Source organism: Curtobacterium sp. NPDC086286, assembly GCF_044746255.1.
GTDB lineage: Bacteria > Actinomycetota > Actinomycetes > Actinomycetales > Microbacteriaceae > Curtobacterium.
Genome location: NZ_JBIVBW010000013.1, coordinates 16,344 through 39,423, shown reverse-complemented (window position 1 = coordinate 39,423; position 23,080 = coordinate 16,344). Strand labels below are relative to the sequence as shown.

The window sequence follows — 23,080 nt, the reverse complement described above, 5'->3', positions numbered from 1 at the left end:
GACCACGACAAGACCTTCCACGCCACGGTCGTGCTCCAGGGCGAGGACGTCTCCACCGGCACCGGGTCGAGCAAGAAGACCGCCGAGATGGCAGCGGCGCTCCAGGCGTGGACGCAGCTCTCCGGCCGGGCGGCCTGACCGCGTGCCCGAACTGCCCGAGGTCGAGGTCGTCCGCGCCGGCCTCGAACCCGCCGTCAGCGGCGCGCGGGTCCTGCACGTGGACGTCGTCGACGACCGGGCACTGACCCGGCACGACGGTCCGGCCGAGGACTTCGCCGACCGCCTGACCGAGGCACCTACCTTAACCCGCGAGAGGCGGCGACACCGCTCGAATCGCGATCGGAATAAGGACCCTCGCGTGGTTGAATGGTGCTGTGACTCACGACATCTCGCCGACCAATCCCCCTGAGGGATATATCCACGATTTTGTGTCGGGCATCCCAGTGCGAGCGACACCCGAAGAAGTTGAGGCTACTCAACCATTCGCACGCGCCCTCGTGAATGACTATGGTTACCCTCGCGAGAACATAACCACCCGCCCACAGTTCCGGGTAAAGAGCAGCCCCTCTGACACCACGAAATCTTATCCGGTCGACATCGCGGTATTCGATACTAAGTCAAAGCTACCAAATGATGTTCGCATCATCGTTGAGGCAAAAAAGCGCGATCGCAATGACGGCGAGGACCAACTCAAGGACTATATGCGCCTTTCGTCCGCTCAATTGGGAGTTTGGACGAATGGTCAGGAGCGAACATTCTGGGAAAAATACGTCACTAACGATGGCGTCGAGTTCCGACAACTACCGAACATTCCGCGCTTCGGCGAAAGCATCGGCTCGATTGGAAAGTACACTAAGTCTGATCTGGTCGTGCCTCGCGACCTTAAGGCCGTATTCCGGTCGATGCGAAATCATCTCAGTGCGAATGTTGTCGGCACTTCTCGAGATGAAGTCCTTGCAATTCAACTGATCAACCTTGTCTTCTGCAAGATATATGACGAGCGATTCACTGCAGATGCGGGCCTCCTTGAATTTCGCGCGGCCGCCGACGAATCTTCGGAGATGATTCATGAGCGGATAGCGAAGCTTTTTGCGCGAGTGAAAGCGAAATACAATGAGGTCTTTGATTCGGACGATAAGCTAACACTTGATCCTGCGAGCCTCAGATTTGCCGTGGGCGAGCTTCAAGCCTTTTCTTTGCTGGGATCCCCTCGCGACGCCGTGGGAGAAGCATTTGAGACATTTATTGGTGCGACCCTGAAGGGGTCTCAAGGCCAATTTTTTACTCCGCGCAACGTCGTGAGCGCAATGGTGGAATACCTTAATCCTTCGCGAGACGAGCTTGTCATCGATCCGGCCTGCGGGGCTGCCGGCTTCCTAGTCGAGACACTTCGTCACAAGTGGGCGGAGGTGGAGGCCCAAGGAGAGAAGCTCGGTTGGAGCGAGGCTGCTACTGCAGAGGAAAAGCAGTCGGTAGCAATCAAGACCCTCTATGGGATCGAGAAAGACGAGCTTCTCAGCAAAGTGGCGAAGGCCTACATGGCCATCATGGGTGATGGAAAGGGAAGCATTTTCTCAACGGATTCGCTAGAGCGGCCGTTTGCATGGCCCCCCACCGTCCAATCCCACGTCACGTTAGGGAAATTTGATGTGGTACTTGCGAACCCGCCTTTCGGAAAAGATATCCGGGTCACCGGAGCCGAGAAGCTGTCGCAGTATAGCCTCGCGTATACCTGGAAGAAAAACAAAGACGGAACCTTCACGCGCGGCAGCAAGCTAAAGGACAAGCAGAACCCGCAAACACTCTTTATCGAACGTTGCCTTCAACTTCTGAAGCCAGGCGGGCGTCTAGGAATTGTCTTGCCGGAATCGTTCTTCCATGCACCCTCGAACCGACACGTGATTCAGCTCCTTCGAGAACACAACATTCTTGGCGCAATTGACCTTCCTCACAATACCTTCCGCCCGTTCAATAATGCGAAGTGCATCGCAATCTTCATCCAAAAAGATCGCCCGCAGCAAAGTACTATGATTATGGGTGCCGCAGAGCAAATGGGGCATGATCATATCGGAAGGACCATGTACCGTTGGGACCCTTCGACCGGAACTCATACCGACGAAGTATGGGACGATGTGGAAGAAGTGACTTTTGAGCTTCGCGAGAAGGAGCGCCTGAAGTACACATTCGAGGTTTCTGCCGAGAGAGTCCTTGAGCGGGGCATAATTATCCCCCGATACTATTGGCCAGAACGAGATATTGCTGCATCTATCGAAGCTGATCCCACCGTCGAAGCCACGACGGTTCAGGAACTGATCGACAAGGGCTGGTTGGAAGTTCGTGCAGGTCATGGAAGTCCGGAAGCGAAATACAAGGGCCTTGGGACGTTTCCGTACATTAGAGTCAAAGACATTATCAACTGGGAAATTTATAAGGATCCGACTGCCCGTATCCCGGGAGACATTTTCGACGCCCTAGTGGGTTCTCATCCATTGGAAGTCCGCGACATTGTGATGGTCGCCCGTGGAAGTTACCGAATTGGTGACTGCGCGATGGTTGGACCCTCCGACGTAGACGTAGCACTCACACGGGAGATTCTCATTTTTCGAGTCCTAGATGAGCGCCTTGACGCCTTCTACCTTCTTTACTTACTCAGCCTCGATGAAGTTCGACGCCAAATTGAGAATCGGGTATTCGTTGACACCACGCTGCCCACGTTGGGTGATAGATGGAAGGAACTTGATCTCCCGTTCAGCCGTGACTTGGAAGAGCGCAGGAAAATAAGCAATCGTGTGAGCACTGCCCTCATGCAGCGATGGGCGTCCCTATCGGACATCGAGTCGATCCGTGCATCGATCGGCGCATCTGCACCTCCTGAGGTAGCAGCTCTTGACAATCTTCTGCAGAACGACGCATAAACTCATTACGGATTTGAGTATCCACAATTTGATATGCCTCAACCGGCTCCTGCTCGACATCGCTAAATGACCGAGCAAGCGGAGGCGCCCCCCAAGGTCGCCTCCGCTTGCTTAGTTATCAGTTGTTAACTGGTGTACAGCTATATAGATGATGGTAAAGCATCGGTCAGATCGATGGCGAGGCTCGGGCGGTTGCACAGCTTCATCGCAGCAGCATGCCGAGATGTCATTTACTGTCCATTTCGCGGATGTTCGCTGTCTCTCTGTTGATCGCGCAGCGCTCGCTCCGCTACTTCGGATGCAACCCGACCTGTAGCGAGCCGCGCGCGCTCCAGCGCAGACGAACCAAAAGCGCGCGCTGCGACGATCCCCTCCGTCCCCTCCTCGACAGTCTTATCGCGCAGCTCGCCGAGCGCCGCGAGCCACCGTTTGGCGGCGGTCTCGGTGTGTTCGCGGTCGATACCAACCCGCCCATGGAACTGCCCGACGGCGGCTCCGACTCCGTTGCTCGCCCGTACGACCGCCCTGGCCGGGACGGGCTGCAGCAGAACCTTCGTGTTGGCCCGTGTCACCGCGGCGTCCATCCGTTCGATCAATGTGCCGGTGCTCCCCGCGATGCGCTCGAGGCGGTTCTCACGAACGGCACGGAGCGCGAGCCGCTTCTGAGTGGCCTCATCCGGCGCCGCATCGAGCACACGATCGAGCTCGAGCACATCTAGGGTGTCTTGCAGCTGCAGACAGTGCGCGATGACGGCCAGCCACTCGCGAACCTTCGGCTCGATCGCTTCGGTGGCATCAGCGAGCTCACCAAGCTTCATCTTCTTCTCGAGCTTGTTCGCCAAGCCATCCAGCTGGCGGAGCGCGTATGCCTGCGTCCGCGCGAGCGTGGCGCCGGTCCCCTGCACCTTGGACCAGGTCGCCTCGTCGACTCGGCCTGACGACGCGCGGCCGGTCATCGCGTCATCGATGACGAAGTCGACACCGATCATGTCAGCGAGTACGGCATCCTGCTGGTTGCGGAGAACATCCTCGACCTTCTCGTCGATCTCGGCGAGGTAGTCGGCGAGTTCGTCGATGGACTTCTGCAACGCCATCTGATTCATCATCGTGCCGATGCTGGCGATGGTGGTGGGGTTGAGCATCGAGCCGACCGAAGCGAACTGCAGGATGTGCTTCGTCTGCCCGCCGGTCGTCGTCGCGATACCCATCAAGAGACCGGTTTCGCTGTTCCTCATGAGCGGCAGCTTCCGTGCGATCGCGGCGGACTCCTCGGTCAGCTGCACCCAGCGTCCCGAGCTCGCCATGCCAGCCGCGGTGAGTTGCGCAAGGCTTCCGAGAGCACCCGTCGGGAGCTCCTGAGCGGGTCGGGCGGCGTCATCAGCGAAACCCTGGCCGCGCAGGAACTGTTCGACAGCCGCGGGCTCGCCGAAGACAGCGAGGCCGTCACCGTCGCTGATGATCTCGATCTGGTCGTCCATCTTGGTCTCCTGGTACTGGTCGTTCATCGGCCGAAGCGCTCTCGCGCCAGTGCAGCCAGATTGGGATCAATCGCCCACCGTTCGCCGAGGCGATGATCTGTGGCTACTCGTCTGAGGAAGGCGCGAAGGCGCTTCGGGTCGACGTGCAGCTCTCGGGCGAGATCTGGCGCGGTGATCGTCATGCTGCAGATTCCTCTGTCGCGGCTACCCCCGGTAGTTCCCCGATGAACCATCGCAGTGCTTCGACGACCTGCTCACGCGGGGCAGGCTCGGTGAGTACCTCGATGGGGAACGACGGCCGCTTGTCGATCCGGGCAGCGGGAAGATTGATTCCCGGTACGGCGTCGAGTCGCGCCCGGAACTCCTCCCGGAGGACGACATCGTCGAACGGCGGTCGGTCGCGCAGGTACTGGAACACCACCTCGACGGTGCCGCTGATCGGGTAGACCGTGAACGGCCAGTGCGACTTCTCGGCGCCTTCTCGCCGTGGCGCGGTCATGAAGGCACTGATCTCCCGGTTCGAGCCGTACTCGACGGTGCCTCCGAGTTCCTTCCAAGCGTCGAACAGTTCCGTGACGCCGTGCACGATGCTCGGCGGGTTTGCGGTTGCGAGCTGCCCCAGGAACGAGCGGTCGGAAGTCGTGTCGATGCCCTCGAAACCGTCTGCGACCAGCCCGATGAGTTCGGCGAGGCCGGCGGTCGAGATCCGAGCAGACTCATCGGCTGCGCCGTTCGACCCGAACTGCAGACCCTCCAACTCGAGAACGGCCTGCGGGTCGCGATCGTCGTCGGCCTCCAACCAACGGAAGCCTGGTGAGATTGTTCCTCCACCCTGCAGGACGCGATGCGCACCCGCGACCGGAACGCTGCTGAGGTGGTTGCCGAGCGGTACCGGGTGAGTCCCGATGAGCGCTGCCACATCGCCGTACGACGACCACCGACCAGCGGGGATCGCCATGATCGCCTGGTGGACGATCGACCAGTCGCGACCGGTCGCTTCGGGTTGGACACGTTCGTCCGGACCGGACCACTGCTCGACGATCCGGTCAGCGAACCAATCGCCACGCGCACGGATCTGCTCGCGGCCCCAGACTGCTGCCTCGAGCACGCGTTGATTGAGCGCGCTGTAACTGCTGTTCCGGTATTCCTCCTGCTTCGAGGCGAACGACCGGTTGCTCAGCTCGGAGTTGTAGCCAGTGAGCGTGAGGTTCCCGAGCTGGTGGACGAGCTGCTCGTGGACCTCCTCCAATGTTTCATCGTCCCCGAGGTCCACCTCGAGTGCTCTTCGCCACTCAGGCGTCAGAGTCTGGGGAAGGATGTGCTCGATCGTCGACTTCTCGACGTCGACGAGCTCCTTCGGGTTGCGTTCCTCCTGCACCCACTTGAGGATGAGCTTCTGCTGCGTGCGGAGGCCACGGAGGTAGAACGGCTGGGTCCGGACGGCGTCACGCACCTGGTCGTCGGTTGCGAAGTACTTCCGGCCCGTCGAGAAGTAGTCCAGGAGCACGCGGTCGACCGGGCGGTCGTCGATGACTCCACAAGCCTGCAGGATCGTGCGGTTCAAGCCTTGTCCAGGTCGACCGCCGATCGTCCGCCGCACGATGTACGACTCGATCGCGGCGAGCGCGCCGGTGACCTCTTCCGCGCTGCTCGTGCCGGCCGCGCGGCGGGCGAGCAGGCGAAGCGTGAGCGGCACAGTGGTCGTCGATCCCCACTCCGCGAGGTGCTGCAGATGTTTCCGGAGGGCCGGTTCGGGCTCGAGCGACGGATCTCGGATGACGGCGAGCTGTTCGGACAGGCGGCTGAACCGCTCGATCTCCTCAAGGATCTGCTCGTCCTCCATCTTCGCGAGGCGAGCCTGCTGGTAGCTGTAGATGTCCCCCTGCTTCAGCAGCGGTTCGTCAGCCACCGCATCGAGCCAGAAGATGAGTTCGAGGTCGTCCCCGGTCAGGCGTCGCTGCATCGGCAGCCACCAGGACGAGTACACGGACTCGCCTCGGGATCCGAGCCGCATGAACAGGTAGTTCCGCACCAGGTCTCCCTGGGTGAGTCGGAGTCCGGTGTTGTTGAGCGACTCGAAGATCCGGTAGACGTTGTCCTCGTCGCGAGCGGTGATCGACACGAATGTCAGGCCGCCGAGCACAGCCTCGCGGATCCGCTCGATGTCATGTGGGTCGTCCGGATCATCTGCGAGCTCGAGTGCTCGGCGGAAGAACGAATAGGCCTGCCCCACGCCGGAATCCGAATCAGCGCCGACAGCACCGTCCACGACAGCGCGGAAGGCGTCGCGGTCCGCCTGTGTCGGCAGGAGCTTCAATCGTGCGTCGCCCGGCTTGAACCGATCAGCCACGTACTGTTCGTGGATGCTCTCCGCGAGCATCGGCTGTTCCTTCTGGTGGATTCGGAGGTAGTCGCGCAGCGCACACAGCAGGATCGACAACGTCGTCAACCGCTGTTGACCGTCCACGACCAGGAACTCCATGCCGGTCGGGACGATGGCGCCGGTCGAGAGCACGAGGGACCCCATGAAGTGCGTTGCACCCGGGTTCGTCCGGCGTGTCTCGGCGAGTTCGAGGATGTCGCTCCAGAGGCGATCACGTTGGCGTCCTTGCCACGCGTACGGCCGTTGGTACAGCGGCACCAGGTACTGCTTCGGGCCCCCGAGCAGCTCCTGCAGCGTCGTTTCACGCACGTCCATGTGTATCCCCTCAGTCGTCTGAATCCTAGGGACAGAAGCCAGCTGGATTCCACGCCCCACGTGAGGGACTTGCGGAACCGCACAATCGATGCGGAAGTCCGCCCGCCACCCCACAACGGGTACTCCCGCCCCACCTCCCCACCCACGAGGATGGTTCAACACCACTCGTCCCGGGGACGACGAGCGGCACCGAGGACCAGGAACTCCCCGAGGGACACCACCATGACGATCGCCGGGGAATCGGCAGGTGTCGAAGCACGCCGCCAGCGCAGCCACGCACAGGAACTCCGACGCCAGGCACACGACGCCGAACAACGTGCCGCCCGCTTCGAGATCGCCGAACGCACCGAGAGCGAGACCGCCCAGCTCCTCGCCCCACTCGCCGGCATCGGCTACCACCTCCTCGCCGACCGCCGCTGGCCAGGCAGCCGCACCGCCCAGGTCGACATGGTCGTCGTCGGCCGCGCCGGCGTCTTCATCGTGGACACGAAGGCCTGGCGCGAGGTCGCGGTCCACGGCGACCGGATCACCCGCGGCCAGGAGGACGTCACCGACGACATCGCCCGCCTCGCCGACCTCGCGTACAGCACCGAGGCCGCCCTCGCGGACATCGGTCTCGCACCCGGCGAGGTCCACGCCGTCGCCGCACTCGCTGGCCAGAAGCGCATGCACGCCCGCGTCGCCTCCGTCGACGTCATCGGCACGCACGACCTCGTCGGCCACATCACCAAGCGCGGCGCCCGGCTCTCGGCATCACGCGTCGACGAGGTCCTCGCCGCGATGCTCATCCACTTCCCCGTGATCGGCGACGACGCAGCGGCACCGCCGCAGATCGTCGTCACCGCAGCCGTCCTCCCCCGCGAACCCGCGCCGAGGATCCCCACGCTTGACGACGAGCTCACGGACCAGCTCCTCGACGGCGTCCTCGAGGCACCCATCGAGGACTGGATGGCCTTCCTCGACCCCGCCCAGGCAAAACTCATCCGCCGCAGCTTCAACGGCCCGGCGCGCATCCGCGGCGCCGCGGGCACCGGCAAGACCGTCGTCGGCCTCCACCGCGCGGCGTACCTCGCCCGCTCGACCGGCGGCCGCATTCTGTTCACGACGTACATCGGCACGCTGCCGAAGGTCCTCGAGTCGCTCCTCGGGCGCCTCGCGCCCGACATGGTCGGTCGCGTCGACTTCATGGGCGTCCACGCGTTCGCCACGCGCCTGCTGAAGGAACGCGGGATCGCGTTCCGCACACCCGGACGGGAGGCGCGACTCGCGTTCGACGACGCCTGGAACGCAATCCGCGCCTCCAGTCCATTGCGGTCCTCGCGTTTCTCGCGCTCCTACTGGGAGGACGAGATCAAGCACGTCATCAAGGGGCGCGGCCTGACGCGCTTCGACGAGTACGCCGACCTGGCGCGCGTCGGGCGCAAGCACGCGCTGCCCGTGGAGACGCGGCAGGCGGTGTGGGACCTCTACGAGGCGTACTCGCGCGGCCTGCGCGAGCGGCGCGCGCACGACTGGGAGGACATCGTCCTGCTCGCGCGCGATGCAGTCGCGGCGGTGCCGCTCGAGCGGTACGACGCGGTGATCGTCGACGAGGCGCAGGACCTGTCGTGCGCGATGGTCTCGCTGATGCACCACCTCGTCGGGGACCGAGCCGACGGGCTGACGCTCATCGGGGACGGCCAGCAGACGATCTACCCGGGCGGCTACACGCTCGGCGAGGTCGGCATCAGCCTCTCCGGACACGGTGTCGTGCTCGACGTGAACCACCGCAACACGGCGGCGATCCTCGAGTTCGCGAAGGAGATGGTGGCGGACGACCAGTTCGTCGACATCGAGGGCGTGGACGGTGTCGGCGATGCAGTGTCCGACGTCTCGCGCTCCGGTCCCACGCCGGCGTTCCACCGGTTCTCGAGCCGGGCCGAGCACGACCGCTCGATGATCGCGCGGCTGAGCGAGGTGCTCCGGCTGATCGGGACGGGGCACGGTGACGTGGGGATCCTCACCGCGACGAAGCGGCACGCGGACGACGTCCGGGGTGTCCTGCGGGAGGCGGGGATCCCGGTGATCATGCTCGACGAGTACTCCGGCAGGACGTCCGACGCCGTACGGGTCGGCACCGTGAAGCGGGCGAAGGGGCTCGAGTTCAAGCAGGTGCTGTTGGCGCACGTCGACCGTCGGCTGCTGGATCCGGTGACGGGTGAGCCGTCCGAGACGGATCGGGAGCGGCGAGAGCGCGGCCGGCGGGAGTTGTACGTGGGGATGACGCGGGCGCGGGACGGGCTGTGGGTCGGGGTCCGGAGCAGTCGCTGAGCGCTCGGCGGCTTCAGCTGGGCTCGTCCACGTCGTCGATGTGCCGGACGGACCGCCCGAGCGCGTGCGTCGAGCGCCCGGTCGTCGCGTGCAGGTCAGGCCGCATCAAGGTCACGGGTGCCATCTGCCCACTCGACGAGCTCGGGATCGTGCGTCGCCACGACGACGGCACTCCCCGACGCCCGCAACGCATCGAGTCCCGCGCGGACTCGCGCCGCGCTCTCCCGATCCAACGACGCCGTCGGCTCATCCGCCAGGACCACGAGCGGGCGCTGTGCGAGCACCCGCGCCACAGCGACGCGCTGCCGTTCGCCGCCACTGAGCGTCTCCGCCCGAGCACGCCACCGGCCACCGAGTCCGACGGCTCGCAAGGCCTGTCCGATCCGCATGTCGAGTTCCGCCCTGCCGACCCCATCGAGCCGAAGCACCCGCAAGTTCGCCTCGACCGTCCACTCGGGTACGACGGCATGATCCTGGACGATGGACCCGACCACGGTCCGGCGCAGTCGCGTTCGTTCGCGCCTCGAGGCTTCATCGACCGAGATCCCGGCCATGACGATGCTGCCGCTCGATGGGCGCTCCATCGCGGCGAGGCATCGAAGGAGCGTGGTCTTCCCGGCGCCGGACGCACCACGGAGCGCGAGTGCCCCGCCCGGAGGAACCTCGAAGTCGATGTCCCGCCACAGCGTGCGCGTTCCGAGGTCGTACGAGAGGCCGCTGACCGCGACCAGAGGAACGTGCTTCATCGTGTGATCCGATCTCGAGGATGCAACAGTCTCGGCCGTGGCCGAAGGGACTCGCGGTGTCGGTGGGTCAGCAGAAGGGCCGCGACGACGAGTCCGACCGTCGCGCCGACCGTGGTGAGTCCGGCGAACACCGCGGCGCGGAGACCCTGACCGTCGAGGAGCGCGAGAACCGTCAGCAGAGAGATTGCGCCGGTCACGACCGCGCAGGCGACGACGAACGGAGCATGGATCCCCGAGGTCCCCCGTCCGACGATCATCCGCAGTCGACACCGCTGGGCCGTGCGACGTCGGTGGTCCGCCGCGAGCTGGACGGCGGCGAGGAGCAGGGATGCGACCATCACCATCCCCGCGCCGATCTGGACGGAGCGCTCGGTCCGCACCCTCGCGAGGTCGTCGGCGATGGTCGTACCGACGCGGTTGATCTGCGTGACGACGTCGATCGCGCTCGAGTTGCGGAGCGCGGACACGAGGGCCTCACGATCGCCGAAGCGCACTTCACTGTTGTGGACGGCCAAACCGATCCGATTCGGGGCGAGGTCTCGGATGGTGTGGAGCACGACGACCGGCAGATCGTCGCTCGCGTCGTTCCGGGGCAGGCCCCACGTCACCCAGCGCTCCGCGGACCGCACGAGATCCGCAGTGCTCGGTACCACGCGGACGGCGACCGGGACTGCTCGTGCCGGCGCGGTGTCATCGACCGCCCAACCATCGGCGAAGGCTTCTTCCACAGCCGCTGTGATCGGCGAGGTGCTGCCTGCGAGCCGTCTCGGAACGAGGACTGTGGCACCGTCCCGAGACGCTCGCGCAACTCCCCGCTGGCCGTCGTCGGAGACGAGGAGCGCGTTCTGCAGGAAGTTCGTCATCGCCATCCGGGCAGTGCCACGTTCGAGCGCCTCAGCGCCGATCGCGCCGAGTGCGTCGTCTTGGGCCTCGTTCGCGAACCCGATCCCGAGCGTGACGTCGTCTCCGGTCGAGACCTCGGCCGCGAGCGTCCGCTCGAGGTGGCGGCTCGTCTGGAGCTGGCTCGCGACGGACGAACCGGTCGCAGTCGTGAGCACGACGAGTCCGATGCTGATGGTGGCGACGAGCATGGTCCGTGAGCGCGCATCACGACTCACGGATCCGAGCCGTCCGGCAAGTCGCATGATCCCGACGTGCGCGACGGCGACGGTCGACGCGAGACCGACCATCAGCATGGCGACCGTCGTGGTGAGCAGGTGGACCACTGTGGGAGAGGCGCCGCGTACCATCACGAACACGGCCAGAACCGCAATCGTGGGCACTGCGCACGTGCCGACGAGGGCGAGTGACTCGATGCCTTCCCGAATCGCCACCGCACGACGTGACCAGCCGTTCAGGAGCCGCACGCGAGTGCGTGCATCCCTGTGCCGCGACTCAGCGGTGAGGGCGATCAGCACGGCAGCGATCACCGCCAGCACAGCTCCGGCGATCCCCGGACTCGACAGCGCGGCGAGCAGCGCTCCGCGCGGGCTGACGGATGCCGGGGAGTACACGAATCCGTCTTCATGCAACGTCCGCAACAGTGCGTCGACGTCGTCGGGAGCACCGTCGAGCGCGTAGGTCCACGTGATCACCGCGTCACGGACGTCACTGCTCCGGTGTGGGGTCGACCTCGCCCAGAACGTCGGTGGTTCGAACGCACCGTTCAGGATGTAGGCGTCGAACGCCGCCGGCGTGCCATCTCGGTCCGGCGTCACCAGTGCGAGGTCGACGCCGTGACGCTCTGCCGCTCCTTCGAGCATCGCGATGTGCTCGGGCTTCTCCGGCCCGAAGGGCAGATCCGTGATGTCGATCGCGGTACGCCCCGAAGCGAGACCGGCCGCTTCCACGTTCCCGACTGCGAACACGGCCAGCGCCGCCGCCATCAGCACCGCGGCTGCCACGGCGATCACCGTGGCAGCCGCGAAGCCGCGGATCAGTAGATGTTCCAGAACGACGAGTTGCCGAAGAGCGCTTTCCCGCGGCTCGCGTAGGCGACCTTGCCCTTGGCGACCCTGCCCGAGGACGTGGTCTTGCCCGACGACTTCACCGCTGTGCTGTGCACGAGCTTCTGGTGGTCGTACAGGGACCACACATCCGTCTTGTCCACGCCGTAGGACCAGAACCCTCCGCCGACCACTTCCGTCGCGGCACGCTTCGTGGTGCCGTCCACCGCGGCGCTGCCACTGGTGATCGTTCCGCGGTCGACGGTTGCGTGCGCGACCCCCGCGGTGGTCAGTGCCGGGATGATCGCGGCCGCGACCACAGCGACACTGAGCTGCATCGTGCGCTTCTTCATGATGTTCTCCTTCACTCGCCCCGTTCGGGACGATGCAAGGAGCAAAGCAGAACTGCCCGGCAATCTGAAATTACGGATATCACAAATACAACATCGTCATGGTGGTATCACCATGTCAACACGAACCGTCCCCGCGTCCCCCCAGCCTCGAGCCGCTCATGCGCCTCCCCAGCCCGCGAGGCCGGCAGCACCTCCGCAACCCGCGGCGTCACCGTCCCACTCTCCACCGCATGCCGCAGCTGCTCGAGCTTCTCGAACGACCGGTACTCCGCGAACACGGCGATCTGCTCGAACCGGATGCCACGAGCCCCGTTCCCTTCCCACCCCCGCACGTCGAGGAACACTCCCCCGTCGCGGACGGCATCGACCACCGAAGCCCGCTGCACCGCAGCATCGGCGAGCGCATCGACCCCGTCCGGCACGAGCTCGCGCACAGCGACGGGGAACGAGGACCCACGCGCCACAATGTGCGCCGGCCCGAGCGACCGGACCAGCGCTTCGTCCGCGGGCGCAGCATCGGCGATGACGGTGAGTCCAGCAGCGACCCCGAGCTGCACGACGTAGTTCCCGAGCAACCCCGCAGCCCCGGTCACGGCGAGCGTCTGCCCGGGAGCGAGCCCCGCCCGCGAGAGGATCTGCAACGCCGTCAGCCCGTTCATCGGCACCGTCGATGCAAGCGGAAGCGACGTCCCCCGAGGGATCCGCGTGAACGACCCGACCGGCGCGACGAGCTCCTCGACGTACGCACCCCCGTGCGCGCTGAGCGGCAGCGCGATCGCCATGACCTCGTCGCCGACCTCCCACCCGGAGACGTCGGGCCCGACCTCGTCGATGACCCCGGCGGCGTCCATCCCCGGCACGTACGGCGCCGAGGCCTGCGAGCTGTCCCGCTGACCGGCGCGCACACCGGTGTCGGTCGGGTTCACGGCGAACGCCTGCACCCGGATCCGCACGGACCCCGCACCAGCGTGCGGCTCCGGCGCCTCATGGACGGCGAGGGCCTCCGGCCCTCCGAACTGTTCGACTCCTACGACCTTCACCGTTCCGGTCTACCGGACGACGCTCGGCCGCACCCAGCGAGCGGGCCGGTGGCGGTGGTCGGGACGCACCATCCGTCGGACTGGAGGCGCGGATCACCGCCGACCCGCGCCTCCAGTCCGGCACTGGGCCGGCTACACGGCGGGGGCGAGCGCCAGCTGCTCGCGCGCCACCACGGCGTCGGCGGCCGGGGGCCGGCCGTACGCCTCGCGGTAGTCCCGCGAGAAGTGGGAGGCGCTGCGGTAGCCGACGGCGGCCGCGGCGCGGGCGGCGGTGTCGGCGTGCAGGACCATGCGGCGACGCGCTTCCCCGAGTCGGGTCCGCTTGAGGTACTGCGCGGGTGACATGCCGGTGGCCTGCTTGAAGCGGGCGAAGAGGGTGCTCTCGCTGACCCGGAGTTCGCGGGCGAGGCGTTCCATCGTCCACGGTTCGTCCATCTGCCCGGTCAGGAGTGCGGTCGCCGCCGTGACCAGTCCGACGTCGGCTCCGGCTCGGTCGAGTGCGGCGGTGATGCGTGGTGCCTGCGCGGTCTGCAGCAGGCGGAGGACGATCTCGCGCGAGACGAGGGGGAACAGGACGGGGATGTCCTCGGGGGCGTCGAGCAGCGCGAGTAGTCGGCTGAAGGCATCGGCGAGCGGGGTCGTCCACTCGCCGAGTCGTGGGAGGTCCGTGCGGCTCGTGCTGGTGGTCGTGCTCGACATCGACGCCACGACCTCGCCGACGACGACCGCGTCGAGCTTCCAGACCGCCGAGACGAAGCCCTCGCTGCCGGCGGGGTCGATCACCCCGGCGACCACGGGGAGGTCCACGGGCGTGATGATGAACCGCTCGCGGCCCCAGACCTGGTCGTCGTCCCCGACGATCGAACGCTTCCGGCCGCGGAGGACGACGGACAACGACGGGACGTACCGCCGGTCGAAGAGTCCGGTCGGCTCGTGGACGCGGGAGACGGTCAGGCCCAGTGCTTCGGCCCGCTGCACCGAGGCGGGACGGGCGACGGTGTCGACGGTGGACGCCCGGTCGAGCACGGCGGCGTGCCGCGAGGCCACTTCCACCGCGCGGTCGAGGTGCTGCGCCGTGCGATCGTCCACGTGCCCACGCTACGCAGTTCTCCCGGCGCCGAGGAACTCGTGCGGAATCCGGCAAGATTTCCGCTGGAACGGGCAAGGTGCGGGGCTGCCCGGGGGTCGAGCATCGATGCATGACCACTGAACCCCGTGACCAGACCACCGTCCGCACCGCACTCGTGACCGGCGCCTCGAGCGGCATCGGCGAGGCCATCGCCCGCGAACTCGCTGCCGCCGGCATGACCGTCGCCGTGCACGGCCGCGACGCCGTCCGCACGCGTTCCGTCGTCGACGACATCGAGCGCCGGGGTGGCCGAGCCCTCCCGATCGTGGCGGACCTCTCCGCTGATGCTCCCGACGTTCGGGCGTTCGCCGCCGCGGCCCGAGAGCTGCTCGGCGGGCACGTCGACGTCCTCGTGAACAACGCCGGCGTCTACCCCGGCGGTCCGACGGAGTCCCTGTCCGACGAAACCGTCGACGCGCTGCTCGCGACGAACGTCCGGGCACCGCACGTCCTCGTGGCGGCGCTCGCCCCGGGGATGGCCGCGCGCGGGTCCGGCGTCGTCGTGAACATCGGCTCGTGGATGGCCCGGGTCGGGGTGCCGTTCATGGGCCTCTACCCGGCGACGAAGGCCGCGGTCGAGCAGCTGACCCGGGCGTGGGCGGCCGAGTACGGGCACCGCGGGGTACGGGTCGTGACGGTGGCGCCGGGGGCCACGGCGACGCCGGGGAACGCGGACTCGGCGGACGTGCTCGCGGCGATGACGCAGGGGACGCCCGCGGGGGTGCCGGTGCAGCCGGTCGACATCGCCCGCGCCGTCCGGTGGGTCGTGTCAGACGAGGCGGCGTTCGTGAACGGTGGGACGCTCGACGTCGACGGTGGGATCGCGTCCACGCGCCTGCGCTGAGGGCACATCGCTGCCCGTCAGGGCGCCCCGGACGGGATGCAGTCGCTCTCGACGAGGAGCACGTTGTCGGTCCTGAGCCACGAGATCGTGGCGTCGGCGGAGTAGACGCTGAGGTCGAGGTGGCCGTTCCGCTCATCGAACCCGGTGTGGTCGCCCTCGGCCGTCCACGCCGTCCGCAGGGTCTCCGCGGTGCTCGAACGGTCGACCACGTCTCCGAGTCGGATGCGCTCGTGGAAGGCCCGACAGGTGTTGCCCGCGGCGGTCGTGCCGCTCGTGGACCAGGTGCTCGTCCGTACGGCGCTCGGCGCCACGTCGAGCAGCTGCAGCGCATCGTCGACGTACTCCTGCATCTCCTGACCCGCTTCCTCGGCCGATCCGGGCCCGTAGCCCGAGTCCAGGTCGTCGAGTTCCTCCTGCCGCTGCTGCTGTGCGTACCTGTCGGCATCGCGGGCAGCGCGCGGGAGGATCTCGAACGACGGGACGATGACGAGCAGCACGACGGCGAGCTAGCCGACGCCCGCCACCACCGTCGCTCCCGATGCCGCCACCTCGAGGACTCGATCACGGAGCGCTCGGATCCCGGCGATGAGCGCTGGGACGGTGGCGAGCAGGCCGATCACGATCGCCACGATCTGCGGTCCGGCCGCAGCCCCGCCATCGCTCGTCGATCGCCACGCGGAGCTGATCTGCACCACGAACGACAGGAAGAGTGCGATCAGGACTCCGATCGGCGCGACGACGATCCCGAAGATCAGCCGGTTGCGCCGGAGCCGCAGGTCGTCAGCCGTCGCGCTCTCCCCGGCGGTGGACTCGGGTTCCCCGGCCGTCACCGGTAGTCGTCCGGGTCGCCGAGGACGCAGCGCGAGTCCACGTTGACGTGCGCGCGGACCTTGGTGGCTGCCATCGAAGCACGGGGCTTGCCGTCGGCTCGCGCCACCACGGCGTAGACCTGACCGGTCTCCGGGTCCATCTCCGTCTGTGTCTTCGACAACTCGTAGCCCTCGCGCTCCCAGTGCTCACCTGCCTGTGCCACGAGCGTCCCGGGATCGTCCGGCGCGTCCACCTCGACGTAGTACCCGAACTGCACGGCCCGCGCCCCGTCGATCCGGCAGTCGTACGCGGCCGCCTTCGGCACCTCCTGCGGCCACGTGTCCGGGGCCAGCGCGAGCACCGACCGGAATTCGATGATCGCTTGCGATTGTGCCTCTTCGATCGTCATGGGCTGTCCCGCTCTCGTCGTCCCGCACCCGGAGAGCGCGAGGCTGGCAGCACCGGCGAGCGCCGCGAGGGCTCGGCCCGGGCGGCTCACACCACCCACGTCATTCGTCGTAGTCGTCGACGGACCCGCTGGCGCACGGCGACGTGATCCGCACGACGACCGAGGTCGCGTTCACCTGGTAGGCGGCACCTGCGGCCCCGTCAGCATCGGCCGTCGCCGAGTAGAGGATCCCGCCCTCGCCGCCGAAGTCCTTCTGCGACGGTTCGACCGTCAGCCCCTCGGACTTCCACAGGCGCTGGAACGTCTGTGCGACCGATCGGGCATCCGTCTCGGTCTTCACCGGCACGAAGTAGCCGAAGCGGACGCCGCCCGGGCACTTCTCGGCAGACGGTTCCGGTGTCTCCGGCCACGGCACGTCGACTGCCGCCTCGGTCTTCAGCAGCAGTTCCACGGCCGCGGCCTTGGCTTCCTTCGGTGTCGGCATCGATTGGCCCCCTCCAGCGCATGCCGTCACGCCGAGGGCGACGAGCGCCCCCACGACGATGACGATCTCCGTCTTCCACTGCACCCTCACGGCTGCGTCACCTCCGCCACATCGGACAGCGTAGGGGTACCGATGTCCAAGTACCCTCGGTCTCCTGATCCCTGTCCCGCGGTGAGTCCGTGGATGTTCACGCGGTGTGTCCCGGTTGTGTCGATCCTCGTCACCCCGTCGAAACCGTCGGCGGGGTCGAGCCGGTGCGGGAAGCTGTACTTCCGTCCGATGTAGGCGATGTCGCCCTTCTCTGCTGCCTGGGCCGCGTACATGTGGTCAGCGTGCGTGGCTGCCGCGTCAGGTACGGAGGACGGGATCCCAGCGGAGCCGAGGGTGACGAACGAGTGGACACCGAGATCGGGATTCCGGGCGAGCGTGAGTGCCGTCGTCGTGGATCCGTACGAGTGCGCGATGACGTTCAGTTGCGCGTCGGGCCGTACAGCGCGGAAGGCGACCAGGTCGGAGGCGAGCTTGGATGCCCCACGGTCAGCGTACGTCTCGCCCAGAACGCCGAGGTTGCCTGTGCTGGCTGCATTCGGCGGCGCCTCGTACCCGATCCACGACACGATCGCTGTGTCGGCCCCGACCTGCTGCTGCGTCGCCAGGACGTTCGCTCCGGCTCGCATGTACTGGGTCGTGTCAGCGAGCGATGACCCCATGCCCGGCACGAGGAACGACACGCCGTCGGCCGTGTCCAGGTCGCCGACGGAGAAAGCACCGAGCGGGGGCGCACCGTCGTGGAACGTGATCATCTGCCGCGGAACTTGGTCCACCAGGTCGAGTTGGGTACGCGCGCCGGCGCTGAAGTTCTTCAGCTGGTCGTACCGCTCCTGCGCCGAGATCAGCTCCCGTTGGGCGGCAGCCTGCGCAGCCCGCCCGACCGCCTTCCCGTACTTGTCCTGAGCATCGCGCAGGGCGCCGCTCGCCTGCGCGTACGCCCGCTGCGCACTCAACCGGTTCGCCTGGTCCCGCGCCCAGTACGGCACGCCGTTCAGGTTCCCGATCACCGCCGGCAACGCCGTGATGAGCGCGTCCTGCGCCGCCGAGTGCTCGCCGGCGGACCCCCGACCACCGAGTCCGTCCCACCACGCCTGCACGGTCTCGGGCGGCATCCCGGCGAGCCGATCACCGACCGACCGGTCCTGCGCCGCCAGGACCTCGGGCGGCATCCCGGCGACGGCAGCGAGGAAGTCGGCGTCGCTCATCCTGCCGAGCGTCCCCGAGTACGAAGGCGCCACGCCGAGGACGTCGGTGGCGGACAACCCGGCCGACGCAGCACGGTCCGCCGTGGCCCGTCGTCGGACGAGTGCATCCCACTCGGCATCGAGACGGGATGCGGTCGCTGCGAGGTCGTCCGCGTCGGACTGCAGCCGGCGAGCCTGTCGCGCGTCGGCATCGGTAGCGTCCTTCGCCGAGACGGCTAGCTTCGCCGCGGAGAGGGACAGGGCGGTGATGGCCGAGTCCATGGCGGTGGTCAACTGGGACGCACGGATGCGCTCGGCCTCGTCCTGGATCCGCTGCACTTCGTCGGCGTAGGTACCGAGCACGTCGATGGCGGCGTCGAGTCGACCGATGATGCGCTGTGCTGCGGGTGCGATCGTGCCGACGGTGGCGGAGAACCGGTCCTTCGACGCGCCCTCCCAGTCGGCTGCGTCATCGGCGGCACGAGCAACCGTCGTGGCTCCGGTGCGGAGGTCATCCTGGCGGTCGGCGAGTGCGCGGGAGAGCTTCATGACGGCGGCCGGGTCGCCGGCGAGCGGGTCGGCCGTCATCCCGCACCCCCGGCCTTGCCCGCGAGGTCGTCGTCGGCGTCCTGCACGAGCGACTTCGTGTCGTGCGCGTACTGCCCGAGCGTGCGACTGGTGTCGCCCAGCCACGCGGCCGATCGCTGCTGCGCGGCACGGAACGTCGCGAAGGCCGCGGCCACGTCATCGGCGCCGAAGGCCCCGCCGTCCTCCGGCATCGAGGCCCCGTCGAACGTCTTCGTCGCCGACTCCAGGGCGTGGTACACGCCGTCGAGCGTGCTGTACGAGACCCGCAGGTCGGCCATCGTTTCCCCCTTCCGACGTCGCACCCACCGCGACGCCCCCACCGGCAACATATCACGCACGTTGCCGGACGCAACCGGCCTGTGGACGACCGGTGCACGCCCAGGGCGCGCCGCGCCTCCAGTCCGGCGGGCCATCCTCCGATCGGAGGATGCGACGACCACCGCACCGGCCGATCCCCTGATCGCACCCAGGGGCCAGGCTGGACCCATGCCCGACACCCCCGCCATCGAGGTCCACCACCTCACGAAGCAGTACGCCACCGGCAAACGCGCCGTGGACGACGTCTCCTTCGACATCCCCCGCGGCGAGACCTTCGCGCTCCTCGGCCCGAACGGCGCCGGCAAGACCACCACGGTCGAGATCCTCGAGGGCTACCGCACCCGCACCGACGGTGACGTCCGGGTGCTCGGCCACGACCCCGCCCGCACGAGCCGCAGCCACAACGCACGCATCGGGATCGTCCTGCAGACCAGCGCCGAGTCCCCCAACGTCACCGTCGCGGAACAGCTCCGGCACTTCACGACCCTGTACCCGCGGCACCGCAGCGTCGAAGAACTCCTCGAGAAGACCGGGCTCGAGCCGCAGCGCAACACCCGCATCAGCAGACTGAGCGGCGGCCAACGGCGCCGCGTCGACGTCGCCCTCGGCATCATCGGCCGCCCCGAGGTCCTCTTCCTCGACGAGCCCACGACCGGCTTCGACCCGGAGGCCCGGCGCCGCTTCTGGGACCTCATCGACGAGGTCAAGCGCGAGGGCACGACGATCCTCCTCACCACGCACTACCTCGACGAGGCCGCAAACCTGGCCGACCGGGCAGCGGTCATCGCCGACGGCAGGCTGCTCGACATCGCCCCGATCGACGAGATCGGCGGCGCCGAGGCCCGCACCCCACGCGTCAGGTGGCGTGACGACGGCGGCGAACCCCACGAACGGCGCACGAACGAACCGACCGCCCTGATCCGGAGCACCCCGGAACCCATGCATGACCTCGAAGTCATCCGCCCGTCCCTCGAGGACGTCTACCTCGGAATGGTCGGCCACCGATGAGCACCGCGACGACGAACACGACCACCACGAACGCCGCCACGATCGGCGCGCACCGCATCGGCTACGAGCTCCGCTCGTACTTCCGAGCCCCCGACGCCGTCTTCTTCACCTTCCTCTTCCCCATCGTCATGCTGGCGCTGTTCTCGGTCGCGTTCAGCAGCGCGCCGGACATCCAGGCGGGCCCGAACGTCAGCGTCGACTACGCCACGTACTACCTGCCCGGCCTGGTCGCGACGGGCATCCTGCTGTCCGGCACGCAGTCCCTCGGTGTCGACATCGCGGGCGAACGCAGCGACGGCACGCTGAAGCGTCTGGGCGGCACACCCCTGCCGGTGGTGAGCTACTTCATCGGCAAGATCGGCATGGTCCTCGTCACGACGGTCGTGCAGACCGCTCTGCTGCTGGCGATCGCGAGCCTCGTCTTCGGCGTGGACCTGCCCACCGACGGCGGCGCGTGGGCGCACTTCGCGGGCATCATGCTCCTCGGGGTCGCGACGAGCTGCGTCCTGGGCATCGCGATCTCGGCGCTCCCCCGCGAGGGCCGCCGCGCCACCGCCACCATCGTCCCCATCGTCCTGGTCCTCCAGTTCATCTCCGGCGTCTACCTCCCCTTCACGCAGCTCCCCGACTGGCTGCAGAACGTCGCGTCCGTCTTCCCCCTGCGGTGGATGGCGTCCGGCATGCGGTCGGTCTTCCTGCCCGACGCGTTCGCGTCCGCCGAGCCAGGAGGCGCGTGGCACCTCGGCCTCGGAGTCCTCGTCCTGACAGCGTGGCTGGTCCTGGGCGCGGTGGCCTGCCTGCTGACGTTCCGGTGGAATCGCAAGGACGCGTGATCCGGCCTGTGGAAAACCGCTCGGCGGCATCCGGGCGATGGGATGCTGAGGCCATGGACCGCATCACGGCGCACCGCAACTGGGGCCTGCACGTGGCGTTCGGCGTCACGATCGCCCTCGTCGCGGTGATCACCGTGCTCGGGTGGTCCCCGTGGACGGACCGCTGGCCGGCGTTCGCGATGCTCGGTGTCCTCGCCGTGGCCTACGCGGCGTACGGGTGGCGCGGTTACGAGGTCCCCCGCGCTGCCGCCGGCTTCGTCCCGCTGCTGGTGCTCGCGGCGCTCGTGCTCCCCGCGGTCGTCCCGAGCACCGCCCTCGTGCAGTGCATCCTCTTCCCCGTCGCGTGGTGCCAGATCGACCGGACACGGACGGCGGTCGTGGTCTCGGTCGCTATCGGCGTCGCCGCGGGGATCGGGCTCCAGATCGCGAGCGGCCCGGACAGCCTCGTCAGCACGGTCCTCATCGAGGGTGTCAGCATCGCAGGTGCCTGCGCGCTCGGACTCTGGATCACCCGGATCGCCGAGCTCTCCGACGAACGACGTCGCCTGCTCGACGAACTCCGTGCGACCCAGGACTCCCTCGCCGAGGCCCACCGCAGCGCCGGCGTGACGAGCGAACGCGAACGCCTCGCCCGCGAGATCCACGACACCGTCGCACAGAACCTCGCCGGCATCGTCATGCTCACCGAGCGCGCCCGCGGGGACCTCGCGGCCGAACGCGTCGACCGACTCGACGAGCGACTCACCATCCTCGAGGAGTCAGCCCGCGCAGCGCTCGAAGAGTCCCGCACCCTCGTCGCGGCGGGTGCAGCCGGGGTGGCGGGCGACGGGCTCGGCGCCGCCCTGCACCGCCTCGGCGAACGGTTCACGCGCGAGACCGGCGTCCCGGTCACGGTCGAGGCAGCGGACTGCGCGCTGGACCGCGACGCGCAGGTGGTGCTGCTCCGCGCCGCCCAGGAGGCACTGGCCAACGTCCGCGCGCACGCCCACGCCGCCACGGCGCGGGTCGCACTGCACGTGGCAGCCGACCGGGTCGGCCTGCGGGTCTCGGACGACGGCGTCGGCTTCGACGCGTCCCTCCCGACCGCGGGCCACGGGTTGCGGGGCCTGCGCGAGCGGCTCGCCCTCGCCGGCGGCACCTGCGCGATCACGAGCGACGCCGGACGTGGCACCGTCGTCGAGGTGACGCTGCCCACCGGGGCCGAGCCGCGCCTCCCGGCAGTCGACGCACCACTGACGGAGGTGCACCGGTGATCCGCGTCGTCGTGGCGGACGACCACCCCATCGTCCGCGCCGGCATCGTCGCGCTGCTCCAGGACGCCGACGACGTCGAGGTGGTCGGGCAGGCGAGCGACGGCGAGGCGGCGGTCGCGATCACGCTCGCCGAACGACCCGACGTCGTCCTGATGGACCTCCGCATGCCCGGCCTCGACGGCGACGACGCGACCGCGCGGATCCTCGCCCGCGAGCCGGGCGTCCGCGTGCTCATCCTCACGACCTACGAGTCGGACGACCAGATCCTCGCCGCGATCGAGGCCGGTGCCGCGGGGTACCTGCTCAAGGCGGCGCCGGAGTCGGAGATCCTCGCGGGCCTCCGCGCGACGGCACGCGGTGGGACGGCACTCGCACCCTCGGCTGCAGCTGCCCTCGTCCGCCGGGCGACCGGCAAGCCCACGACCGGGCCGACACTGTCACCGCGCGAACTCGAGGTCCTGCAGCTCGTCGCGCAGGGCAACTCGAACCCGGCGATCGGCCGCACGCTCTTCGTCAGCGAGACCACCGTCAAGACGCACCTCGGGCACGTGTTCGAGAAGCTCGGCGTCAACGACCGGACGCGCGCCGTGACCCGCGCGATGGAGCTCGGCCTCCTCCGCTGACCCCGCCCCGACGGTCCCGCAGTCGCCCAGGAGATCGCCGCCCTCCGACGACGGGGACGA

General features: G+C 67.7%; 22 protein-coding genes and 1 pseudogene. 9 read left to right on the top strand and 14 right to left on the bottom strand.

The features are described from left to right. The 3 genes and pseudogenes from ACIPKM_RS18320 to ACIPKM_RS18310 form a co-directional block, all read left to right on the top strand. On the top strand, positions 1-138 hold a 138-nt coding region (locus ACIPKM_RS18320; RefSeq protein ID WP_402737287.1), incomplete at its 5' end, for a putative dsRNA-binding protein. 4 nt (positions 139-142) lie between these two features. Next, positions 143-319 (top strand): annotated as a pseudogene (locus tag ACIPKM_RS18315) (DNA-formamidopyrimidine glycosylase family protein); the annotation flags it as partial. Between the two features lie 55 nt (positions 320-374). After that, a complete protein-coding gene (locus ACIPKM_RS18310) occupies positions 375-2,915 on the top strand; it encodes an N-6 DNA methylase (RefSeq protein WP_402737286.1) in 2,541 nt (846 codons plus the stop codon). Positions 2,916-3,145: 230 nt separating this feature from the next. Here ACIPKM_RS18310 and ACIPKM_RS18305 read toward each other — a convergent pair whose 3' ends face one another. The 3 genes from ACIPKM_RS18305 to ACIPKM_RS18295 are packed head-to-tail and all read right to left on the bottom strand — an operon-like array spanning position 3,146 to position 7,091. Then, on the bottom strand, positions 3,146-4,393 hold the full coding sequence (locus ACIPKM_RS18305) for a hypothetical protein (RefSeq protein ID WP_402737285.1): 1,248 nt from the start codon (positions 4,391-4,393) through the stop codon (positions 3,146-3,148). A gap of 23 nt (positions 4,394-4,416) precedes the next feature. Next, a complete protein-coding gene (locus ACIPKM_RS18300; RefSeq protein WP_402737284.1) occupies positions 4,417-4,575 on the bottom strand; it encodes a hypothetical protein in 159 nt (52 codons plus the stop codon). Next, positions 4,572-7,091 (bottom strand): DUF262 domain-containing protein, encoded by a 2,520-nt coding sequence (locus tag ACIPKM_RS18295; RefSeq protein WP_402737283.1) that lies wholly within the window; start codon positions 7,089-7,091, stop codon positions 4,572-4,574. The genes ACIPKM_RS18300 and ACIPKM_RS18295 overlap by 4 nt, the downstream gene beginning before the upstream one ends. Before the next feature lie 150 nt (positions 7,092-7,241). Between ACIPKM_RS18295 and ACIPKM_RS18290 the strand changes: the two genes are divergently transcribed. Continuing rightward, complete coding sequence (locus ACIPKM_RS18290; protein WP_402737282.1) at positions 7,242-9,401, top strand: UvrD-helicase domain-containing protein; 2,160 nt, start codon at positions 7,242-7,244, stop codon at positions 9,399-9,401. Between the two features lie 95 nt (positions 9,402-9,496). Here ACIPKM_RS18290 and ACIPKM_RS18285 read toward each other — a convergent pair whose 3' ends face one another. From ACIPKM_RS18285 to ACIPKM_RS18265, 5 genes are all read right to left on the bottom strand, one after another. Next, positions 9,497-10,147 carry an ABC transporter ATP-binding protein gene (locus ACIPKM_RS18285; protein WP_402737281.1) on the bottom strand — a complete coding sequence of 217 codons (651 nt, stop codon included), beginning with the start codon at positions 10,145-10,147 and terminating at the stop codon, positions 9,497-9,499. Next, positions 10,144-12,051 carry a hypothetical protein gene (locus tag ACIPKM_RS18280; RefSeq protein ID WP_402737280.1) on the bottom strand — a complete coding sequence of 636 codons (1,908 nt, stop codon included), beginning with the start codon at positions 12,049-12,051 and terminating at the stop codon, positions 10,144-10,146. The genes ACIPKM_RS18285 and ACIPKM_RS18280 overlap by 4 nt, the downstream gene beginning before the upstream one ends. 32 nt (positions 12,052-12,083) lie before the next feature. Then, positions 12,084-12,446 carry a lactococcin 972 family bacteriocin gene (locus ACIPKM_RS18275; protein WP_402737279.1) on the bottom strand — a complete coding sequence of 121 codons (363 nt, stop codon included), beginning with the start codon at positions 12,444-12,446 and terminating at the stop codon, positions 12,084-12,086. Positions 12,447-12,553: 107 nt separating this feature from the next. Continuing rightward, a complete protein-coding gene (locus tag ACIPKM_RS18270) occupies positions 12,554-13,486 on the bottom strand; it encodes an NADP-dependent oxidoreductase (protein WP_402737278.1) in 933 nt (310 codons plus the stop codon). Positions 13,487-13,618: 132 nt separating this feature from the next. Beyond that, on the bottom strand, positions 13,619-14,575 hold the full coding sequence (locus ACIPKM_RS18265; protein WP_402737277.1) for an AraC family transcriptional regulator N-terminal domain-containing protein: 957 nt from the start codon (positions 14,573-14,575) through the stop codon (positions 13,619-13,621). Positions 14,576-14,685: 110 nt separating this feature from the next. Here ACIPKM_RS18265 and ACIPKM_RS18260 point away from each other — a divergent pair, with 110 nt between their 5' ends. Further along, positions 14,686-15,459, top strand: a complete 774-nt coding sequence (locus ACIPKM_RS18260) for an SDR family NAD(P)-dependent oxidoreductase (RefSeq protein ID WP_402737276.1) — start codon at positions 14,686-14,688, stop codon at positions 15,457-15,459. Positions 15,460-15,476: 17 nt separating this feature from the next. Here ACIPKM_RS18260 and ACIPKM_RS18255 read toward each other — a convergent pair whose 3' ends face one another. The 6 genes from ACIPKM_RS18255 to ACIPKM_RS18230 all read right to left on the bottom strand — a co-directional run bounded on the left by ACIPKM_RS18255 (position 15,477) and on the right by ACIPKM_RS18230 (position 19,263). Continuing rightward, positions 15,477-15,956, bottom strand: coding sequence for a hypothetical protein (locus tag ACIPKM_RS18255; RefSeq protein ID WP_402737275.1), 480 nt, complete (start codon positions 15,954-15,956; stop codon positions 15,477-15,479). A gap of 9 nt (positions 15,957-15,965) precedes the next feature. Beyond that, the gene (locus ACIPKM_RS18250; protein ID WP_071301791.1) at positions 15,966-16,289 is read right to left on the bottom strand and encodes a hypothetical protein; all 324 of its coding nucleotides are present in this window, start codon (positions 16,287-16,289) and stop codon (positions 15,966-15,968) included. Continuing rightward, positions 16,286-16,678 (bottom strand): hypothetical protein, encoded by a 393-nt coding sequence (locus ACIPKM_RS18245; protein ID WP_402737274.1) that lies wholly within the window; start codon positions 16,676-16,678, stop codon positions 16,286-16,288. Before ACIPKM_RS18245 ends, ACIPKM_RS18250 begins: the two co-directional genes overlap by 4 nt. Before the next feature lie 100 nt (positions 16,679-16,778). Further along, positions 16,779-17,162: a hypothetical protein gene (locus tag ACIPKM_RS18240; protein ID WP_402737273.1), complete on the bottom strand. Its 384-nt coding sequence runs from the start codon at positions 17,160-17,162 to the stop codon at positions 16,779-16,781. An 86-nt stretch (positions 17,163-17,248) separates the two neighbouring features. Next, positions 17,249-18,985: an alpha/beta hydrolase gene (locus tag ACIPKM_RS18235; protein ID WP_402737272.1), complete on the bottom strand. Its 1,737-nt coding sequence runs from the start codon at positions 18,983-18,985 to the stop codon at positions 17,249-17,251. After that, positions 18,982-19,263, bottom strand: coding sequence for a hypothetical protein (locus tag ACIPKM_RS18230; RefSeq protein ID WP_336697154.1), 282 nt, complete (start codon positions 19,261-19,263; stop codon positions 18,982-18,984). The genes ACIPKM_RS18235 and ACIPKM_RS18230 overlap by 4 nt, the downstream gene beginning before the upstream one ends. 208 nt (positions 19,264-19,471) lie before the next feature. Here ACIPKM_RS18230 and ACIPKM_RS18225 point away from each other — a divergent pair, with 208 nt between their 5' ends. From ACIPKM_RS18225 to ACIPKM_RS18210, 4 genes are read left to right on the top strand one after another with little or no spacing between them, the layout of a single operon-like run. Next, a complete protein-coding gene (locus tag ACIPKM_RS18225; protein ID WP_402737271.1) occupies positions 19,472-20,311 on the top strand; it encodes an ABC transporter ATP-binding protein in 840 nt (279 codons plus the stop codon). Further along, positions 20,308-21,144, top strand: a complete 837-nt coding sequence (locus tag ACIPKM_RS18220; RefSeq protein ID WP_402737270.1) for an ABC transporter permease — start codon at positions 20,308-20,310, stop codon at positions 21,142-21,144. The genes ACIPKM_RS18225 and ACIPKM_RS18220 overlap by 4 nt, the downstream gene beginning before the upstream one ends. Before the next feature lie 53 nt (positions 21,145-21,197). Beyond that, complete coding sequence (locus ACIPKM_RS18215) at positions 21,198-22,397, top strand: sensor histidine kinase (RefSeq protein ID WP_402737269.1); 1,200 nt, start codon at positions 21,198-21,200, stop codon at positions 22,395-22,397. Next, positions 22,394-23,020, top strand: coding sequence for a response regulator (locus ACIPKM_RS18210; protein WP_402737268.1), 627 nt, complete (start codon positions 22,394-22,396; stop codon positions 23,018-23,020). Before ACIPKM_RS18215 ends, ACIPKM_RS18210 begins: the two co-directional genes overlap by 4 nt. Positions 23,021-23,080 lie beyond the last annotated feature (60 nt).

Bases quoted from the DNA above. Each gene is read 5' to 3' on its own strand.
- ACIPKM_RS18305 (WP_402737285.1), bottom strand. From the start codon at position 4,393: ATGGACGACCAGATCGAGATCATCAGCGACGGTGACGGCCTCGCTGTC.
- ACIPKM_RS18300 (WP_402737284.1), bottom strand. From the start codon at position 4,575: ATGACGATCACCGCGCCAGATCTCGCCCGAGAGCTGCACGTCGACCCG.
- ACIPKM_RS18295 (WP_402737283.1), bottom strand. From the start codon at position 7,091: ATGGACGTGCGTGAAACGACGCTGCAGGAGCTGCTCGGGGGCCCGAAG.
- ACIPKM_RS18290 (WP_402737282.1), top strand. From the start codon at position 7,242: ATGGTTCAACACCACTCGTCCCGGGGACGACGAGCGGCACCGAGGACC.
- ACIPKM_RS18285 (WP_402737281.1), bottom strand. From the start codon at position 10,147: ATGAAGCACGTTCCTCTGGTCGCGGTCAGCGGCCTCTCGTACGACCTC.
- ACIPKM_RS18275 (WP_402737279.1), bottom strand. From the start codon at position 12,446: ATGAAGAAGCGCACGATGCAGCTCAGTGTCGCTGTGGTCGCGGCCGCG.
- ACIPKM_RS18260 (WP_402737276.1), top strand. From the start codon at position 14,686: ATGACCACTGAACCCCGTGACCAGACCACCGTCCGCACCGCACTCGTG.
- ACIPKM_RS18245 (WP_402737274.1), bottom strand. From the start codon at position 16,678: ATGACGATCGAAGAGGCACAATCGCAAGCGATCATCGAATTCCGGTCG.
- ACIPKM_RS18240 (WP_402737273.1), bottom strand. From the start codon at position 17,162: ATGCCGACACCGAAGGAAGCCAAGGCCGCGGCCGTGGAACTGCTGCTG.
- ACIPKM_RS18235 (WP_402737272.1), bottom strand. From the start codon at position 18,985: ATGACGGCCGACCCGCTCGCCGGCGACCCGGCCGCCGTCATGAAGCTC.
- ACIPKM_RS18230 (WP_336697154.1), bottom strand. From the start codon at position 19,263: ATGGCCGACCTGCGGGTCTCGTACAGCACGCTCGACGGCGTGTACCAC.
- ACIPKM_RS18225 (WP_402737271.1), top strand. From the start codon at position 19,472: ATGCCCGACACCCCCGCCATCGAGGTCCACCACCTCACGAAGCAGTAC.
- ACIPKM_RS18220 (WP_402737270.1), top strand. From the start codon at position 20,308: ATGAGCACCGCGACGACGAACACGACCACCACGAACGCCGCCACGATC.
- ACIPKM_RS18215 (WP_402737269.1), top strand. From the start codon at position 21,198: ATGGACCGCATCACGGCGCACCGCAACTGGGGCCTGCACGTGGCGTTC.